At 71.6% G+C, this 18,116-nt stretch carries 15 protein-coding genes; 5 read left to right on the top strand and 10 right to left on the bottom strand.

All coding sequences use genetic code 11. The features are described 5' to 3' along the window. The first annotated feature begins 137 nt into the window (after positions 1 to 137). On the top strand, positions 138 to 671 hold the full coding sequence (locus tag KBZ10_RS12130; RefSeq protein WP_210987573.1) for an NUDIX hydrolase: 534 nt from the start codon (positions 138 to 140) through the stop codon (positions 669 to 671). On the opposite strand, the gene KBZ10_RS12125 is transcribed toward KBZ10_RS12130, so the two are convergent. Then, on the bottom strand, positions 649 to 1,995 hold the full coding sequence (locus KBZ10_RS12125; RefSeq protein WP_210987572.1) for a hypothetical protein: 1,347 nt from the start codon (positions 1,993 to 1,995) through the stop codon (positions 649 to 651). The genes KBZ10_RS12130 and KBZ10_RS12125 overlap by 23 nt on opposite strands. A gap of 865 nt (positions 1,996 to 2,860) precedes the next feature. Between KBZ10_RS12125 and KBZ10_RS12120 the strand changes: the two genes are divergently transcribed. The 3 genes from KBZ10_RS12120 (at position 2,861) to KBZ10_RS12110 (ending at position 5,102) form a co-directional block, all read left to right on the top strand. After that, complete coding sequence (locus KBZ10_RS12120; protein WP_210987571.1) at positions 2,861 to 3,985, top strand: radical SAM protein; 1,125 nt, start codon at positions 2,861 to 2,863, stop codon at positions 3,983 to 3,985. Next, complete coding sequence (locus tag KBZ10_RS12115) at positions 3,982 to 4,146, top strand: hypothetical protein (protein WP_210987570.1); 165 nt, start codon at positions 3,982 to 3,984, stop codon at positions 4,144 to 4,146. The genes KBZ10_RS12120 and KBZ10_RS12115 overlap by 4 nt, the downstream gene beginning before the upstream one ends. A gap of 86 nt (positions 4,147 to 4,232) precedes the next feature. Further along, entirely contained in the window at positions 4,233 to 5,102 is an 870-nt protein-coding gene (locus KBZ10_RS12110) for a GNAT family N-acetyltransferase (protein ID WP_210987569.1), read from the top strand. A gap of 308 nt (positions 5,103 to 5,410) precedes the next feature. Here the strand turns inward: KBZ10_RS12110 and KBZ10_RS12105 are convergent, their stop codons facing one another. After that, on the bottom strand, positions 5,411 to 6,607 hold the full coding sequence (locus tag KBZ10_RS12105) for an endo-1,4-beta-xylanase (protein ID WP_210987568.1): 1,197 nt from the start codon (positions 6,605 to 6,607) through the stop codon (positions 5,411 to 5,413). Positions 6,608 to 7,008: 401 nt separating this feature from the next. After that, positions 7,009 to 9,288, bottom strand: a complete 2,280-nt coding sequence (locus KBZ10_RS12100; RefSeq protein ID WP_247702263.1) for a glycoside hydrolase family 9 protein — start codon at positions 9,286 to 9,288, stop codon at positions 7,009 to 7,011. A 1,015-nt stretch (positions 9,289 to 10,303) separates the two neighbouring features. On the opposite strand from KBZ10_RS12100, the gene mgrA reads away from it, so the two are divergent. After that, entirely contained in the window at positions 10,304 to 11,260 is a 957-nt protein-coding gene (gene mgrA / locus KBZ10_RS12095; RefSeq protein ID WP_247702262.1) for an L-glyceraldehyde 3-phosphate reductase, read from the top strand. Positions 11,261 to 11,309: 49 nt separating this feature from the next. Here mgrA and KBZ10_RS12090 read toward each other — a convergent pair whose 3' ends face one another. The 7 genes from KBZ10_RS12090 to KBZ10_RS12060 form a co-directional block, all read right to left on the bottom strand. After that, positions 11,310 to 12,299 (bottom strand): phosphorothioated DNA-binding restriction endonuclease, encoded by a 990-nt coding sequence (locus KBZ10_RS12090; RefSeq protein ID WP_210987565.1) that lies wholly within the window; start codon positions 12,297 to 12,299, stop codon positions 11,310 to 11,312. Between the two features lie 114 nt (positions 12,300 to 12,413). Beyond that, positions 12,414 to 12,842: a pyridoxamine 5'-phosphate oxidase family protein gene (locus tag KBZ10_RS12085; protein WP_210987564.1), complete on the bottom strand. Its 429-nt coding sequence runs from the start codon at positions 12,840 to 12,842 to the stop codon at positions 12,414 to 12,416. 394 nt (positions 12,843 to 13,236) lie between these two features. Continuing rightward, complete coding sequence (locus tag KBZ10_RS12080) at positions 13,237 to 13,977, bottom strand: polysaccharide deacetylase family protein (protein ID WP_210987563.1); 741 nt, start codon at positions 13,975 to 13,977, stop codon at positions 13,237 to 13,239. 498 nt (positions 13,978 to 14,475) lie between these two features. Continuing rightward, positions 14,476 to 15,462 (bottom strand): PDR/VanB family oxidoreductase, encoded by a 987-nt coding sequence (locus KBZ10_RS12075; protein WP_210987562.1) that lies wholly within the window; start codon positions 15,460 to 15,462, stop codon positions 14,476 to 14,478. A gap of 13 nt (positions 15,463 to 15,475) precedes the next feature. Further along, positions 15,476 to 15,712 carry a hypothetical protein gene (locus tag KBZ10_RS12070; protein WP_210987561.1) on the bottom strand — a complete coding sequence of 79 codons (237 nt, stop codon included), beginning with the start codon at positions 15,710 to 15,712 and terminating at the stop codon, positions 15,476 to 15,478. Further along, entirely contained in the window at positions 15,709 to 16,770 is a 1,062-nt protein-coding gene (locus KBZ10_RS12065) for an aromatic ring-hydroxylating dioxygenase subunit alpha (protein WP_210987560.1), read from the bottom strand. The genes KBZ10_RS12070 and KBZ10_RS12065 overlap by 4 nt, the downstream gene beginning before the upstream one ends. Before the next feature lie 389 nt (positions 16,771 to 17,159). Continuing rightward, positions 17,160 to 18,071, bottom strand: a complete 912-nt coding sequence (locus tag KBZ10_RS12060) for an IclR family transcriptional regulator (RefSeq protein ID WP_307847360.1) — start codon at positions 18,069 to 18,071, stop codon at positions 17,160 to 17,162. Between the last annotated feature and the right edge of the window lie 45 nt (positions 18,072 to 18,116).

Raw genomic sequence — 18,116 nt, 5'->3', positions numbered from 1 at the left:
TCCTTCTTCAGTGGGAGCCCTCTGAGCTTCCGCAGAGGCTCGGGACCGCCAATCGTCAGTGTGACGAAAATCGGGAACCGGATACCCCACTCAGCCTGCTCTGCGATGCTGGAGGCCAATCGAGAGGGGCCGCAGCGATGCAGTGGAAAATCCACGGGGAACGTCTGATCTACGAGAACAAGTGGGTGAACCTCTGGCTCACCGACATCGAGACACCGGACGGAAACCGCTGGGAGCACCACGTCGTCAAGCTCCGCCACCTTGCCGTAGCTGCCGTTGTCAATGAGAGGTGCGAGATTCTCATGATGTGGCGGCACCGCTTCATCACGAACGCTTGGGCATGGGAGTTGCCGATGGGCCTGGTCGAAGAAGGCGAGACGCCTGCCGACGCAGCAGCCCGGGAGGTTCTTGAGGAGACCGGCTGGAGGCCCGGCCCGGTCACCCCGCTCATCTACGCCGAGCCCGCCAACGGGATCACCGACTCCCAGCACTACGTTTTCCGGGCCGATGGGGCGACGTACGAATGCCCGCCGACCGAGAAGAACGAGTCGGACCGGATCGAGTGGATCCCACTGGCGAACGTGCGGGGCATGATTGACCGGCGTGAGATTGTCAGCAGCGGCTCTCTGGTCGGGCTGCTGTACGTACTCATGGACGAGGCGATCCGCTGACTTGACGCGGCAGGGCTTCCCGAAGCCGGGCCGCGAACGCAACTGCGGCCGGCTCCCGACGGTAGGGCTCCAACTGTTGGTGGAACTCATGGAGATGACCGACGACTCGTCGTGAGGAGACGGTCGTCGCCGAGGCCAGGGCGTCCATGGCCGTCAGACACGCCTCGTCGAGCTTGCCGCGCTGGAGTTGGGTGCGGGCGAGCCAGAAGGCGTGGAAGGCACGGCCTCTGTGGTTCGACTGGTGTTCGCGGCGCAAAGCGTCTGCGATCAGGGGTTCGGCGAGGGAGGCTTCGCCCAGGCGGCCGTGTGCGATGCCGGTGTCCACGACCAACTTCGGCTCGTCGAAGTACGTCACCCACGGTGGGTCCGGATCGCCGGAACCGATTCGGTCGAAGTGGGTATGGGCTTCCGAGATCGCGGTGTGGGTGGCACTGTGGTTTCCGAGGGCGGCGTGGGCGAAGGCCTCGCGCATCGAAAGCATGGCCAGCACACGCGGAGTTGTCCCAGGAGCCGCACGAGTCTGGTCCAGCGCCGCTGTGACGAGTGCGAGGGCGTCCCCGGGCCTGTCCTGGTAGGTGGCCTGGAGACTCATGCAGGCAAGCACATTGGCCATGAACTGGCGGTCGCCGACTGCTTTGGCGAGGCCGAGAGCTTCGCTGAAGTAGGCGCGCGCCTGGTTGTACTGGCGGGCGTCGAAGTGTGTCCACCCAGTGAGTCGGGCCAGTTCTGCCGCGATGCTGTGCAGGCCGTTCCGGATGGGTGCGGGACGCTGCTCCTTGAGGAGATCCACGACGTAGCGGAGCTGGCCGATGAGCGCCGGTCGTAAGGTCTCGCCGCCGTGCTGGTCGTCTCTGCGCCAGTAATCCGTGATCGACGAGTGAAGCGCGTCGAGCGCCGACGGACTGAGCTCCTGGTCGGCCGCCAGGGTGAGGATACTGTCCACGTTGGCCCCGGAGAGCGCTGCGGCCATCTGCTCGTTGACGGTATCCCGTGCCTCGACCTGTTCTCGGGGCGTGACAACCGGGTTCTGCGGAGTCTCCCACGGGCGTCGGGCCAGACCGAGCATGTGCCCAGGGATGCGCAACCCGTCCGAGATCCGCTCGATCACGTCCATGTGCTGTAGTTGCCGCCGCCCGGCGATCACCTCGCCGACGCGGCTGGGCGTGAGGTCGCAGCGTCGCGCGACCATCGACGGATGGATCCCTGCGCGGGCCTTGACGAGCTGAAAGACGCGTCGGAAGTCCCTGGCTCGGCAGGCCTCGATCATCACCGGGTCGGTGAGCAGGTTGGCCGGGAGTTCCTTCGAGCTGGCTGGCTCGGGCATCTCGGGCACCCTCCGGCGTGATGACTACACATTGCTCTCCCTGGTCAACCAAGGGTGATATTACCCACGTTGGGTAACCCACTTGGCCTTTCCGGGCGGGCCTCCGGAGCGCGACGCTCCTGCGCATGGTGAACGGACAGGACTACGTAGGGATGACGCTCCGGGTATCGCGCGACTCCGGCCGGACATGGGAGCCCTTTGCACGCGTCAGCGCGGGCGGCGCCTCCGTGCTCCCGGACAACCCCGAGGGCCTTTCGCAGCGTGCGTGTCGCCGCGGAGCGGAGCCCTCTCATCCCTCCGCGAATGGTGGCGTAATGCGGTGTACGCACTGGCGCCGGGTGCCCTTGGACCTCCTGCGAGAAGTGCGGGCGAGGCCGGCCGTGGACTGGATCGACAGGGCTGTGCGATGTCAGTTGTCCACGCACCACGGCGGGGCGCACTACGGCCTCATCCATGACCTCGGCGCGTACGGGACCGCGTGGTGGCTTCGCTGGCACGGGAGGGCCGAGGTGGAGTGGAATGTGCTGCCCGACTGCCCGGTGGTCGCTCAGGGGGCCGACGGTGAGGGCTGCTGTCTCTTCAGTGGCCACGCCGGGCAGCACACCTGGGAGAACTCTCTGGAGGAGACGCCGACGCGGGATCCCCTTCCGGACGGAGGCTCCTGCGTGGCCACGGCACCGCCCACTCCCTCCCGGCGTTCCCACCTTCCTCGTAATGAGAGCTGTGGGGACTGCGGTGGCAGCGGCACCAACTCGTCCGGCAAGACCTGCGGAACCTGCGACGGGCTCGGTGGCATCCACTGCCGCGCCGGCCATCAGGGCTTGCACACGACATCCCGTCCCCTGATCCGGAAGGAAGGCCGCTGATGGCCCATGTTCTGATCGCCTCGCCGTTTCTCGACGGGCATGTGCTCCTCAAGCCCGGAGCGAGGGCCGGGGCCCGCGTCCCCGCCGGCCACTACGAGGGACTGCGGCATGCCGCTGCCCACGGTGAGGCTTTGCCCGCATGGGCGGTGCAGACCACGTCCGACGTCTGGGGCGTCGACCTGAGCGGCCGGCCCGCGCAGGGCACGGTGCTGGTACGCGAGCCCTCGCCGTACGGCTACTGCCGGGCCTCCTGGGAGATCAACCTCGGCTGCAACTTCGGCTGCAAGCACTGCTACCTCGGCGAGCGGCCCTTCTCCGGGCTCGCCTGGGAGGACAAGGTGCGATTGCTGGACATCATGCGCGAGGCCGGTGTCCTCTGGCTCCAGATCACCGGCGGCGAGCCCACCATGGACCCGGACTTCCAGGGCGCCTACCGGTACGCCTGGCAGGCCGGGATGATGCTCACCATTTCGACGAACGGCTCGCTGCTCTGGAGGCCGGACCTTCTCAAGCTCTTCCGGGACGCTCCGCCGTACCGCCTGGTGGTCAGCATGTACGGAGCGAGTGAGGAGTCCTTCGACATGCTCACCCAGCGTCGCGGGGCCTGGAAGGCGTTCCGGCGTGGTGTCGACGCCGCGCGCGAGGCGGGACTGCCGCTGCGCATCAACGTCGTGGTGACCGAGGACAACGCCTCCGAGGCCGACGAGATGGCTGCCCTTGCCGAGGAATGGAACGTGGAGCACCACGCGTACACGAACATGACGCCCACAATCTACGGCGGCGGAGAGCCGTTGCTCGCCCAGTCCGCCGCCCACCTGCGACAGCGCAAGCCGTTCGCCGGCTGCAACGCGGGGCACACCTTCTTCCACGCCGACCCGCACGCCAAGGTGTCGATCTGCAAGGTCGGGCGCGATGACCAGATCGACCTCATGGCCGAAGGCATCGACGGCCTCACCCGGCTCGGCGCCATCGCCGACCGCCTCATGCTTCGCACCGGAGGGTGCGAGGGCTGCGCCCTATCCGGCACATGCCGGGTCTGCCGCCCCCTGGCCAAGCACTACCAGGAGGCGAAGGCGCCGCTGCACACCTACTGCCAACACGGAGACAAGGAGAACCGATCATGACCCCGCCCGTACTGGTGAACCTCCTGCCCGGCCCGCCGGCCTCGGCGCGCCGCCCGGCGCCGCCTGTCGCCGCTTCGGCGGTCACCGCTGTTCTCGACCTGGACGTGATCGTGGAGAGTGCCGAGTGCTCCTGCGACGCCGGTGACGACAACCCCCACTAACCGGCGATCCGGTTGGTTCCGGCCGGGCTTCGGCGAGTTGGTGCCGGGGCCCGGCCTCTGACGGGCAGAGTATTAGTGTGCGGCTCATGTTCTTTCGCTGGGACTGGCTCCGGCCGGTACTGACCGCACCGATCGTGCCGACTCTCGGTCCTGTCCACCCGCAGGCTATGACCGTCGACCTCTTCGAAGACACCTTGCGCGCGGCCGCCGCCCGCCGGTCCTTCCTCCGCTACGACAAGGACCGGCGCTGGAGCAGTGAGAAGGAAGAAGCGGTTCTCCGCAGCAACGTGGTGCACCAGCCCGGCCACACCCTCATCCCCACCCTGACCCGGCGGGGAGGCGGCACCGTCAAGGTCTTTGCCTATGGACACCGTGACAGCGTCATTGACGAAGCATCTGAGCTGGCCACGAAGCTCGCCGCCGCGCACGACGCGGCCAACGCGAGAGTCGTGCGACCGCTCGGTCCCGAGACGGGCTGTCCGCGCGGCACTCGCGTCCAGCTCCAGGACTTCACTGCCCGCGCCTGTCCCGATCCTGCCGGACCCGTCCGCCCCGTCACCGACTGGCCGACCGCAGTGCAGGAAACCTTCGTGTCGTTCGCCCATGCCATGGCGGGCGAAGGCATTGCCTTCCTCTATACCCGGCTGCAGGCCGGCCGGTGTGGCCCTGTCCTCGCCGCCGCTGTCGAAAACCGCGTCGTCGGCGCGATCGGCCCCATGGAAGTGCGCGGTGATGCGACTGGCTGCCCGCAGCTCATGCCCCAGTACTTCGCTGTTCTACCCGAGGTCAGAGGGCAGGGAATGGGCCGCCTCTTGTGGCGGGCCGCGATGCACTGGGGACAGTCCCACGGCGCGGCCTACCAACTCCTCCAGACGGAGGTCGGGGGCCCCTCCGACCGGCTGTGCCAGTCCGAAGGGCTGATCTCTCTGGGATTCGTTCAGACCACAAGGGCGTAGTCGCCGCATCCGGGCCCGTGACCCAACCCTCCCGCGGTGCAGCCGTTCCAGGGAGAGACGGGTTCTGTGCGGTGCCCCGGAACAGGCATCTCTTGGAGCCGGGTACGGAGCGATCCGGTACCGCCGGTGCGGCATTGCTGACCCCGCCGCGCCACGTGGGCCGGGTTGTGCTCGCGCGGCGGGCCCGTCGCCGCCGGGGACGAGGCGGCGGGGACGGGCCCGGGCGGTCGCCGGTGCCGGTGGCCCGCCGTGGACCGTGATCGCGGCGGGTCACCCGGCGGGCGGGTGGTGGGCGGAGGGGCGTTCCCTCAGCGCCGCCAGTCCTTCTTCCAGCCCTTCCCGTGCTTCCCGTGCTTCGGGCAGTCCTTCTTCTTGGCGTCCAGCAGGGTGTTGTAGAGGGCGTGGAACGCCGGCTTGCGGACGAAGTCCTCCGTCATGACCGTCGCGGAGCCCTCGCCCTCGAAGAACACCGGGACCCAGGAGTACTTGTCCGTGAAGCCCCAGATGGTGAACGAGTTGCAGTCCTCGACGGCCAGGCAGGCCGACAGGGCCTGCTGGTAGTAGCCGGCCTGCTGCTCCAGCTGCGCGTCGGTGGGCACGCCGCTCTCCGGCAGGTCCATGCGGACGTCGAGCTCGGTGATGGCGGTCTCCAGGCCCAGCTCGTCGAAGCGGCGCAGGTTCTCCTCCAGGCCGCCCGGGAAGCCGTAACGGGTGCTCAGGTGTGCCTGCGCGGAGAAGCCGTGCACGGGCACGTCCTGGGCGAGCAGCTCCTGGATGAGCTGGTAGTAGGCGTCGCTCTTGGCGTTGTCGTCCTCGACGCCGTAGTCGTTGAAGAACAGCTTGGCCCCGGGGTCGGCCTCATGGGCCCAGCGGAAGGCGTCGGCGACGATGCCCGGGCCCAGCTCGCGGATCCAGATGTTCTGCTCGGCGCGCAGATTGCCCTGCTCGTCGAAGATCTCGTTCGCCACGTCCCACTGCTGGATCCGGCCGGCGTAGCGGCCGACGACGGTGGTGATGTGCTCGCGCAGGATGGAGCGCAGCTCCTCCTTCGTGAAGTCGCCCTGCTCCAGCCACTCCGGGTTCTGGCTGTGCCACAGCAGCGTGTGGCCGCGGACCACCTGCCGGTGGCGTTCCGCGAAGTCGGCGATCGCGTCGGCCGCCCCGAAGTCGTAGCGGTCGCGCTCGGGGTGGATGAACTCCCACTTCATCTGGTTCTCGGCGGAGACCGAGCTGAACTGCTGCCCCAGGATCTTCCGGTACTCCTCGTCGTAGGTGAAGGGGTCCGGGTAGTCCTGTTCGAGGTGGTGGCCGCCGCCGGCCACGGCGGTGCCCACGAAGAAGCCGTCGGGAGCGGCCGAGCGCAGCCGCTCGTTCTTGGCCCCGGCCTTGGAGTGGGACGCGGCCGGGTGGCCGGAGGGCGCGTCGGCTGCGGCCGAGGTCGCGGCCATCGGCAGCGACAGGGCGGCCGTGGCGAGCGCGGCGGTGGCGAAGCGGATGGGTCTCATTGGTGCACTCCCGTGTCGGTTCAACCGTTCCAGAAGTTTCCGGAAAGTTTCCGGAAGGTGGCCTCCGGACGGTAAAGGCTCGGCAACCGGGGAGTCAAGAGTTCTGAACGGGGCGGTGTGCGCGGCCCGTTGCGGCGGCGCCTCCGGCGGCCGCGGCCGGTGCCGTCCCGCGGCCCCGGGCGGACCGCGCTCCTGCGCAACAGAGCTGCCGGGCACGCTCCTGCGCAACAGAGCGGCCGGGCACACCAGGCGGGTGTTCCCGGCCGCTCCGTCGCATCGCTCACCGCTGCCCCGGCTCACCGGCGGGCGGCTCCCCGCGGAGCACTCGCCGTGGCTCGCCGTGGCTCGCCGTGGCTCGCCGTGGCTCGCCGGGGCTCGCCGGGGCTCGCCGGGGCTCCGGCTCATCCGTGCTTGCGGTGCTTCTTGCCCTTGCCCTTGCCGTCGTCGTTGTCCTCGTACTTGACGATGCCGCTGCCCTGGTCGTCCAGGTACGAGGCCACCCACGCCAGCGGCGCGTTCCAGTTGATGGTGATCTCGTTGGTCGCCCAGGACTCGATGTCGTCGATGTAGCACATCGCCGGCGCGCAGCCCGCCAGCTTGTCCTGGGCCACCGGGTCCTCGATGCCGGTGTTCGGGCCGCCGGCGACGGAGCCGGGGGCCGGGTTCGGCAGCGAGGGGTCGAGCTGGTTGGCCCAGAACCGGTGGTGCTGGTTGTGGGAGTCCCGCTCGCCGTAGCCGGTGACATAGGACTGGTTGAGCGGATTGCGGCCCAGCAGGTACTCCATGCCGTGCAGCACCGCGTCGCGGTACCCGGCCCTGCCCGTCAGCTCGTGGGCGGTGGCCAGCACGATCATGTTGTTGAGGACCTGGCTGTTGGAGCCCCAGACGTACTGGTTGCCCTCCGGGTCGTACGGCACGCCGTACGCGGAGTTGCGGGAGGCGGCGGCGTAGCCGTCGGCCGCCTCGGTCACCGTGGCGCGGACGCCCGCGAGCTGGGACGCGGTCAGGTCGCTCGGGACGGTCGCCAGGGTCAGCGAGCCCAGCCCGCCGGTCCAGCCCCAGGACAGGCCGCCGCGCGGGAACAGCTCCTCGGTGTCGCCGTGCAGCTCGGAGCCGAGCACGGCCTGCCGGTAGCCGTCCTCACCGGTGGTGACGAAGAGTTCGGCCGCCGCCCAGTAGAACTCGTCGGCGACGTTGTCGTCGCTGTACGTGCCGCCGCCGGTGCCGTCGTTCGGGTCGGCGAGCACATCCGGGTTGGCCTTCGCCGCGGCCCAGGCGGTCTCGGCCGCCTCCAGGCACTGGGCGGCGAACTCTTCGTCGTACGGCTCGAAGAGGCGGGCGCACTGCGCGCCGGTCGCGGCCAGGTTGAGCGTGGCGGCGGTCGACGGCGGGTGCAGCTCGCGCGGCTGCGGGTCCTCACTCGGCAGCAGCGGCAGACCGGTCCACTGCTGGTCGTGGATCTTGTGGTGCACCATGCCCGCGAGCTGCTCGCCCTCGGGCACCTGCATCTTCATCAGGAAGTCCATCTGCCAGCGGGCCTCGTCCAGGATGTCCGGGACGCCGTTGCCCCGCTCGGGCACCCGCAGCTTGCCGTCGCCGAGCGGTGCGCCGTCCGCGCCCTCGGTGTGCAGGGTGCGCTCGTAGTTGGCCATCACCTGGGCGACGGAGATCCCGCCGTTGACGACGTACTTGCCGTGGTCTCCGGCGTCGTACCAGCCGCCGGAGACGTCGAGGGTGTAGTCGCAGACGCCTTCCTGGCACGGCACCTCGGTGTCGCCCTGGTTGGGCGCGACGCCGATGTGGCCCGCCGGGCGCGCGTACTCCTCGCCGACCAGGTCCGCCTCGATCTCGATGCCGCTGCGGTTGTGGTAGAAGTACGCCAGCGCGTCGGAGCGCAGCGAGGAGTACAGGTCGTCGCCGATGGCGAACGGCTCGCTGGTGTCCTCGCCGATGGTGACGGTGTAGCCCTCACCCGCCTTCATGAGCTTGCCGAAGTCGAAGGTGTGGACGTTCTGCCGCGAGGTCGGGTCGGTCCCGGCCGGCTTGGTCCTCCCGGCCGCCACCTGCTTGCCGCCGGCGTCCTTGACGGTCCAGTCGAGCGGGCTGGTGGCGTCCGTGACGACGGTGCCGCTCTTCGCCGCGTGGGTGAGGTAGCCGACCTGGTTGACCCGCACCGGGGAGCCGGTGTCCGGCTCGTAGGCGGGCGGTTCGGCGCCGCCGGTCAGCGAGACGTCGTCGACGCAGAAGGTGTAGGCCTCCTCGCTGCCGCCGACCTGGAAGGCCAGCTGGGCCGCCTCGTTGTCGGCGTTCGCGGTGAAGACGTGCTCGACGGGCTCCGCGGTCTCGTCGATCTGGTCGGAGGCGTTGAGCTCGGCGGTGTACGGATCGGTCGCCATCTGCACGTTGGTGCGGATGGTGACCGGGGCCGTGGAGGTGGCCGTGTAGCGGAGGGTGTAGCTCTCACCGGCCGTCAGGGGGATGTCGTTCTGGCCGACGATGGCGTCCCAGGGGTTGGCGGTGCCGGCCGGGACCTCGGCGCAGAGCCGGCCGTCGACGACCGAGCCCGGGAGGTTGGCGGTGAACCACCAGCCGGTGGTGCCGTTGGAGAAGTCACCGTTCGTGACCAGCTCCGGGCCCGGTTCGGCTCCGATGGCGGGCCCCGACAGGGCGGTGCCCAGCAGACCGGCGACGGCGACGGCGCCGAGGAGGCGGCGCCTGCCGCGGTGGGGGCGGCCCCTCTGCGGGGGGCCAAGGGGCGGATGCTGTGTCACGGCTCGTCCTTCCGTGCGTGTGGGGTGGGCAGGAAGTGCTGAGATGTATGGGAGCGCTCCCACGCATCTTCGGGGCGGGAGGTTGCGCCGTCAAGATGCCGGGCTCGCCGAACTCATCGCCATTCCCGCCCCGTTGGCGCGGTCAGCACGGGCGTGCACCGGCTTCCGTCGCGGTTCCCCGGGGCCGGCCCGCCGCCTGGCCAGGGAGTTCACCGCCCGCCGGGGATCCCCGCCCGGAGTGCGGGTCCGGGGCGGGGCGCGCGGGGGCCGGGGCGGCGCGTCGTGGGTTCGGTCCCCGGCCTCGGGCCGCGCGGGCGGCCGGACCGGGCGAAGGGCGTCCGGGCCGGAAGCGGTTGCAGAACGGAACCGGCGGCGGGGCCGCGGGCACGGCGGTTCCGGGCGCGGGCCGGTGCCGCGGAGGGGCACGGTGCGGCGTGGCGCACGGCCCGGGGCGGGGACTGCCGCGAGCGGGCCGGGCGGCGGCGCGGTCGCGCAAGTGCGGTGCGCTGCGGTGCGGACCCGGTGCGGTGCGGACCCGGTGCGGTGCGGCGCGGCGCCGGACCGGACGGAGGCGGTCGGGCCGGCTGCGCTGCGTGTTCCGGCCATGCGGCGTTCCGGCAGCGGCCGCGCCGGCGAGTCGGCGTACCGGTGGGTCCGCGTACCGGGTGCGGTTGCGCGCCGGTGCGGTCGCGTACCCGCCGGATCCGCGGTCCGGCGGCCCTCCGCTCACCGTCCGGTTAGGGTGACCCGGGATGCGGAGAGCCCCGACCCCTGTGCGGCCCGGCCCTTCGGGGCGCGCGGCGGCCGACGGGTAGGGGCGGTGCGCCGTCCGGACCGCCCGTCCTCCGCCTCCCTGTCCCCGTCCCAGCCCGCCCCACCGAGGAGCACCGTGACCCACGTCGCCGCCGGACAGCGCTACGACACCATGCCCTACCGCCGGACCGGCCGCAGTGGTCTCAAGCTGCCCGCCGTCTCCCTCGGGCTGTGGCACAACTTCGGTGACGAGAAGCCGCTGGAGACCCAGCGCGCGATCCTGCGCCGCGCCTTCGACCTGGGTGTCACGCACTTCGATCTCGCCAACAACTACGGCCCTCCGCCCGGCGCGACCGAGCGCAACTTCGGCGAGATCTTCGCCCGCGACTTCCGCCCCTACCGCGACGAGATCATCGTCTCCTCCAAGGCCGGCTACCACATGTGGCCCGGCCCGTACGGGGAATGGGGCTCCCGCAAGAGCCTGCTGTCCAGCCTGGACCAGAGCCTCGGCCGCCTGCGCCTCGACCACGTCGACATCTTCTACTCGCACCGTCCCGACCCGGACACCCCGCTGGAGGAGACCATGGGGGCGCTGGACTCCGCGGTGCGCCAGGGCAAGGCGCTCTACGCCGGCATCTCCAACTACTCGCCGGAGCAGACCCGGGAAGCCGCCCGCATCCTCGCCGGGCTGGGGACGCCGCTGCTCATCCACCAGCCCTCGTACTCGATGTTCAACCGCTGGGTGGAGGACGGCCTGCTCGACGTCCTCGACGAGGCCGGCGCGGGCTCCATCGCCTTCTCGCCGCTGGCCCAAGGTCTGCTGACGGACCGTTACCTCAACGGCATCCCGGAGGGCTCGCGCGCCGCGAGCACCAGCCCCTTCCTGACCGCCGAGGGCATCACCCCGGACACCCTGGACAGGGTCCGGGCGCTGCACCGCATCGCGGAGCGGCGGGGCCAGAGCCTGGCGCAGATGGCCCTCGCCTGGGTCCTGCGCGGCGGCAGGGTGACGTCTGCCCTGATCGGGGCCAGCAGTGTGGAGCAACTGGAGAGCAACGTCGCCGCAGCGGGGAACCTCGACTTCGACGCCGGTGAACTCGCCGAGATCGAACAGCACGCGCCGCGGTAGGCCGCAGCGGGGTCGGGGCCGGCGGTGGGGAGCGGGGAGCCGGCGGTGCCTACCGGTCGCCGCCCTCCGCCTGGGCCGGTACGGAGCCGGGCGCCCGCTCCGGCGTGTGCTTGAAGACCTGCCGCGCGTGCCAGGCGACGTGGCGCGGGCCGGGAGCCGGGCAGCCGGGCCGGGGAGCGGCGAGCGGCCGGCCGTGGAGGCCGTCGACCGCCCGGCCGGCCTCGCTGCGGCAGGTGTAGAGGCCGGAGACCCGGATGCGCAGATCCTCGGTCAGACCGAGGACGCCGTAGTCGAACAGCGTGTGGTGCTGGGTGCAGAGGGCGAGCGCGTTGTCGGCCGTGTCGGGGCCGTCCTGGCTGTGCCAGCGGATGTGCGCCGCTGCGAGGCCGGCCGGGTTGCGGCCCAGCGCGCCGTCGTAGCCGCACATCGCGCAGGCGTACGCGTAGGCCCGCAGGACCTCCTCGGCGAAACCGGCCCGCCGGGCGGGCGGAGCAGGAGCGCCGGTGCGCCCCTCGCGTGCGGGGGCGGGGAGGCACAGCTCCGTCCCCTCCTTCGCGGCGGACGCGTCGAGGCCCGTGCCGGCGCGGATCGCGGTCTCCAGGGACGGCGTGAAGTGCTCGTCCAGCAGGATCCGCGCGGCGGCCGAGAGCGTGCCGGGGTCCGCGAGCAGCCGTTCGACGTCCGGCAGGAGCCGGCCGGTGGCGCCGTGCTCCCGCAGCCAGGCGCCGCGTTCGGGTGCGTCCGGTCCGACCGGCCGTCCGTCACCGTCGCGCAGGGTCCACAGTGTGCGCTCCAGCCGGACGAAGGGCATCGCCGCCCGCTGCCGGGCGAGGGCGGGGCTCATCACGGCCGGGCCGTAGTCGTTGATCAGCCGGCTGACCGGCTCCTCGGCCTCCTCGTAGGCGACCGCGGTGGAGCCGGTGGCGGCGAACCGCCCGAACAGCCACAGCAGCAACAGGGGTTGGTGCGGGGCGCGGACCGCCCCGATGCGGGCCCGGCGCAGGGCGGCCAAGGCGTTCAGGAGTTCGTCCCGGGTCACCGTGCCACCTTTTCACGCCGCCCCCGGTAGTGGGGTATACCCGCGGCCCGACCCGCCCGGAAAGACGGCGGACGGCAGCACTCCGGCCCGGTGGGGCGGCGGGACGGACGCGGCTCAGACCTGGCCCAGGTCCGAACTGACCCAGCGCTGGGGGCGCATGGTGATGACGACCTGCTCGCCGTGCTCCCGCCAGGCGAACTCGACGTAGCCGTCCACCTTCTCCGGCGGGAGGTAGCGGGCCGAGATCTCCCGCAGCAGCTCCTTCGTCGCGGGGGCGGTGGAGACAACGGGGCCCTCCACGGACACGTAACGGATCGTCGGTTCGAGGCGGTCCACCAGCAGGCAGAACCGGCCCGCCCCGGTGATGAGCCGTTCCTTCCGGGAGCCGAGCCCCGTCATGATCCAGATGTCGCCGCCCGGGCGGTACTGGTACCAGATCGGCACGGTGAGCGGAGCCCGGTCCTCCTTGCCCGCGTTCACGGACAGGGCGGCGACATGGGGCTCGGCCAGGAACTGCTCACGCTCGTCACGGTTCAGCGGCATGCGGCTCTCCTTCGCGGACGGGTCGGCGGAGTCGGCGCGGAGCGCGCCGGCCCCGGCTCACGCTAGTGAGGTGAGCCCCGTCCGTGCCGGGGATATTCCGCCCGGCCGCGCGAGACAACCGATCGGCGCAAGCGCCGTGGCCGGGAGGGGCGGTGGGGCTCGGAAGGTGAGGAGAGGGGGGCGGCGCCCGGGGTGGGGCCCCGGGGCGGGACCCGGGCCCGCCCCCGTCCTGCGTGCCGCCGCGGGGACCGCGGCCTGGTCCTGGCCGGTTCCCGCGGCGGCGGGTCGTGCGGCGGCGGGTCGTGCGGAGGCGGGTCGTGCGCGGCGGGTCGTGCGGCGGCGGGGGGCACGGGTCGTGCGGTGCCGGGGCCGCACGACTGCGGCCCGCGGGCGGCTACTGCCGGGCGGGCAGGTCGAAGCTCCAGCCCTGCCCCTTGAACTCGGGGATGACCCGGTCGACGGCGGTCACGGTCTGGCTGCGGTCGCCGCCGCCGTCGTGCATGAGGACGACGGCGCCCTGGGTGACGGCCTGGCGCAGCCGCTGGGTGAGGGCGTCGGCGCCGGGCGGCTGCCAGTCACCGATGTCGGCGCGCCAGCCCAGGGGCGTCATGCCCATGGAGGCCGCCACATCGGCGGACTGGCCCCAACTGCCGTACGGGGCCCGGTAGTACTGGATCTGGGCACCCGGCACGGCCTGCCGGATCGCGTTGTTGGTCTGTTCGAGGTTCTGCCGGACCTGGTCGGCCGACCAGCCGCCCATGTCCTGGTGCTGCATGGAGTGGTTGCAGAGCACATGGCCCTCGTTGACGATGCGCCGCACCATGTCCGGGTTCTGCCGGACGTGGTCGCCCCAGAGGCAGAAGACGGCCTTCACGCCGTTCTTCCTCAGCACGTCCAGCATCTGCGGGGTGTTGGCCCCGGGGCCGTCGTCGAAGGTGAAGGCGACGGAGTTTCCGGCGCGTCCGGTGGACGTGACGATGGTGGCCTGCGCGCGGTCGGCGCCGGTGGACCCGGCGGTGGCGGCGGGGGCGGTGGTGAGCGCGATGCCGCCCGCGAGCAGGGCGGACAGCAGGGTCCGGCGGAGTCCGCGGAGCCTGCTGGGCGATCGGGGCGTGGTGGTGTCGGTCGGGGTCACGGCTCGTCCCTTCTTCGCGGTGGTGCCAGGTGTGGGGGTGGAGGTGGGGGGTGCGTACGGCGTGAGCGCCGAACGGCCCTCCGACACACTGGGTTACCGAAATATTTCGGAGGAGTTACCGGTAAGAGCTGGGTAACCATAGGAGTGTTCCGGGGTCGGGTCAAGGGGGTTGTGCGGAACGGGAGTTGGCGGCGGCCGATGGTGGGTGCTGCCGGGGGTTGGGTGGTGCGGGGCGGGCCGGATGTGGAGCGAGGGGGAGGTCGCGGCGGCTGGCTCCGCCGCCCGGCGGGGGCTGCCCGCGGGTGGGCGGGGGTGTCGTGCGAAGGGCTTCGCCACCCGCCCGGGGCGAGGATAATTTCCGGAATATTTTCGGTCGTGGTGCCGCGGGTGCCCCCTCCGGCGGAGGCGCGACCACGGTGCGGCGCCGGGCGGTACGGCCCGGCGCCGCAGAGCCGTTCCCCCGGGCTTCTCGCCGACGGCGCCGGCTGCGGCAGGCCGTCAGAGATCGAGAACGAGGCGGGGGCAGGCGGCGCGCGAGACGCAGATGAACATGGTGTCGTCGGCGGCCTGTTCGTCCGGCGTGAGCAGGGAGTCACGGTGGTCCACGGCCCCGTCCAGGACGGCGGTCTCGCAGGTGCCGCAGGTACCCTCGCGGCAGGAGGACAGCACCGGCACCCCCGCCTCCTCGACGGCCCGGAGGACACTCCGGTCCGGCGGCACGGACACCGTGATACCGCTGCGGGCCAGCTCCACCTCGAACGTCTCGCCGGGACCCCGCGGGCCGGGTTCCGCGGGAGCGAACCGCTCCAGGCGCAGTACGCCCGGTGGCCAGGTGAGTGAGCAGTGCTGTTCCACGGCCTTCAGCAGACCCTCGGGCCCGCAGCAGTAGACCAGTGTGTCCTGCCGGGGGGTGGCCAGCAGCCCGTTCAGGTCGAGTACGCCGCACTCGTCCTCGGGGTGGAGGGTGACCAACTCACCGTACGCGGCCCTGAGTTGTTCACGGAACGCCATCGTGGCGCGGCTGCGTCCGCCGTAGGCCAACTGCCAGGCGGCTCCCTGCCGTTCCGCCTGGGCGATCATGGGGAGGATCGGGGTGATGCCGATGCCGCCCGCGATGAAAAGGTACCGGGGTGATGCCTCCAGCGGGAAGCGGTTGCGCGGCCCGCGGACCCGCACCCGGGTTCCTTCGCGGAGGTGTTCGTGGACGTGTTCCGAGCCGCCACGGCTTTCCGGTTCCCGCAGGACGGCCACCTGCCACCGCGAGCGGTCGGCCGGATCGGAGCACAGTGAGTACTGCCGGACCAGGCCGGGCCCGAGACGCAGATCGACGTGGGCGCCCGGGGTCCACTCGGGCAGTGGTGATCCGCCGGGGTGCGTGAGTGTCAGGCGTACGACGCCCTCCGCGAGGGCCTCCTTGCACGCCACGGTCAGCTCGAGCTCGGCCTCGGCCTCGGCCGAGGCGCCCGGGTTGATCACGGTGGTCACCGTTCTTCCTCCGCTAGGCCGGGGCGGGATGCGGCCGGGGACGGGTGGGGTCGGAGCCGCCGGGCTCGGCGGCGGTGCCGGGGTGGTGGCCTTCGGGATGGCCCAGCAGCCAGTCCCACACCTCCACCGGGTCCTCGAACTGCCGCTCGGCGCCGCAGTGGCAGACGGCCAGCAGCCGGTCCGTGCCCGGCAGCCAGTGAATGCGGAAGACGCCGTCGCCCGTCAGGGCGGCGGGGTGGAGGGCCTTCACTTGGCCACCGCGGCCGGCTGGTCGGCACCGGCCTGTGCCAGGCGGGCGAGGATCCGCCGGGCGGCGAGGCCGCCGGTGTCGATGTTGATGCTCAGTTCCTGGTAGCCGGCCTTCTCGGTGTCCAGGGACTTCTGCAGCGCGTTGAGGGCCACCACGTCCTGCATGACGACGGTGTGGTTGCTGGAGTGCAGGAACTCGCTGACCTTCTCGTCGCCGAGGGCGAAGTCGCGGGCGACCGCCCAGAAGTCGTAGGTGGTCCGCTCGGTGGAGGGGGTGATGCCGTACACGACCTCCACGTGGAAGGCGTGCGGGTCGCTGCCGTCCGGGCCGGGACCGGGGGCGCCGACGGGGGCGATGCGGGAGTGGAGCAGGTACAGGCACGGGGCGTGGTACTCGATGTCCTGCCAGCGGGTGATCCGGGTGTCGATGCCGGTGGACTTCGCGTAGAACGGCGGGCACTCCGCGTCGTCCATGTGCCGGCTCACGTGGACGATCCCGGCCGCTTCGTCGACCTCGGTGGTGATGGGCGTCTGCGCGACCTCCGGGGTGCCGATGTAGCCGCCGTGCAGGTAGGTCTCGTGGGAGAGGTCCAGGAGGTTGTCGACGAGTAGTCCGTAGTTGCCGTCGATCGGCTCCATCCCGGACACGACGGTGTAGCCGGGGGAGTCCATCCAGGGGGCGCGCGGCGGCACGAGGCCGCCGGGCTCGTGGTCGCCGATCCACACCCAGACGAAGGAGTCCTGCTCGACGAGCGGGTAGGTCTTCAGGCGTGCCGTGCGCGGGATGCGCTGCTGTCCGGGGACGAAGACGCAGCGGCCGTCGGTGCCGTAGGTGAAGCCGTGGTAGCCGCACATCACTTGGTCACCGTCCAGCCGGCTCGGTGCCTGGGACAGGGGGAACCGGCGGTGCACACACCGGTCGGACAGCGCCACGGCCCGGCCGTCCTCGGTGCGGTACAGCAGGATCGGCTCACCCAGCACGGTCCGTCCGAGGAGTTCGCGCCCGACCTCGCGGCCGTAGGCGGCGACGTACCACTGGTTGCGCACAAAAGCGGTCATGGTTGTTCCCTTCAGGTAGGGGGTCCGGTCCGGTGTCCGCTTTCGGCGGGCCCGGTCCGGGCCGCAAGGGCAGGCGAGTCCAAAGGGGCGGGACGCGGCAGTTCCCTGTGGCCGAGCGCGGTGCGGTCGTCGAGGCCCGCGGCGCGCACGCCGGCCGGCGTGGCCCGGCGGCGAAGAGTGGCCCGAACGGTGAATCGTTGGTTCATGGTGCCCGCTGGGTGGCTCCGTCGCCCAGGGGCCTTTCCGGATGCCGGGAAACATTGTCGGGATCCGCGCCGGGTGGGTGCGTGCGTGCGGCGCAGAGGGCGGCAGAGGTGTTCCGCCGCCCGCGGTCACCCGCGGGAGAGCGCCCGCGGTCACCCGCGTGGAAGGCCGAGCGGGCGGTGACGTCATGCGCGCGGCGCGGCCATGGCGCGGGAGATGGCCCGGGCGCTGGTGCAGACGAGTTGCGCCAGCGCGCGCGGTGAGGCGCTGCCGTGGTGAACCACCAGTGACACGGCGGCGATCACTGCGTTCTCGCCGTCGCGCACCGGGGCGGCGACCGACAGTGAATCCATCGTGACCTGACGCTCGCTGACCGCGTAGCCGTTGGTCCGGATGTCGGCCAGCATGCGGCGCAACGTCTGCGGATCGGTGACCGTGCGGGGCGTGAAGTGCTCAAGGGGGCCGGTGAGCACCTGCTCCTGCACCTCGGCGGGGGCATGGGCGAGCAGCACCAGTCCGACGCCGGTGGCGGTCAGGGCGAACCGCCCGCCCACGCGGGTCAGCACGGGTACCGCACCGGACCCGGCGATGCGCTCGACGAAGACGAGTTCGGCCCCTTCGCGTACAGCCAACTGCACGTTCTCGCGGGTGATCTGGGAAAGGTCCTGCAGGAACGGCATCGCGTGCTCCCGCAGTCCCTGGCCGCGCGGCGCCAGCGAGCCGACCTGCCACAGCCGCAGGCCGATCCGGTAACGGCCGTCCGTGCCCCGTTCCAGAGCTCCCCAGGCCGTCAGCTCGCCCAGCATCCGGTGCACGGTCGACACCGGAAGGCCGGACTTCCGGGACAGCTCGCTCAGCGACATCTCGGGGTGGTCCGTGCCGAAAGCGCCGAGGAGCTGCAGTGCCCGGCCGAGTACGGGCCCGCTGCCGGACCGGGAGACGCGGCGGATCCTGCCCGGCTGTCCCGTCCGGGGGTGCTGCGCACCGGGGTTGTGGGAGAGCGGACCCGTGCGGCTTCCCCGTCCCTGGGTGAGCGGCTCCGCCGCCGGCGGTTCGCGTCCGGTCTGCTCGGTTCCGTCCGCGGCCGCGTTCCCCACCGGCGCTCCCGTCCCGCCTGTTCGCCGTGCCCGTCGGAAACCCAC

The sequence above is a fragment of the Streptomyces sp. F63 genome (genome assembly GCF_018070345.1).
Taxonomy (GTDB): Bacteria; Actinomycetota; Actinomycetes; order Streptomycetales; family Streptomycetaceae; genus Streptomyces.
Note: the sequence above shows the minus strand (reverse complement) of the source record. Positions and strands in the feature narration are given on the sequence as shown.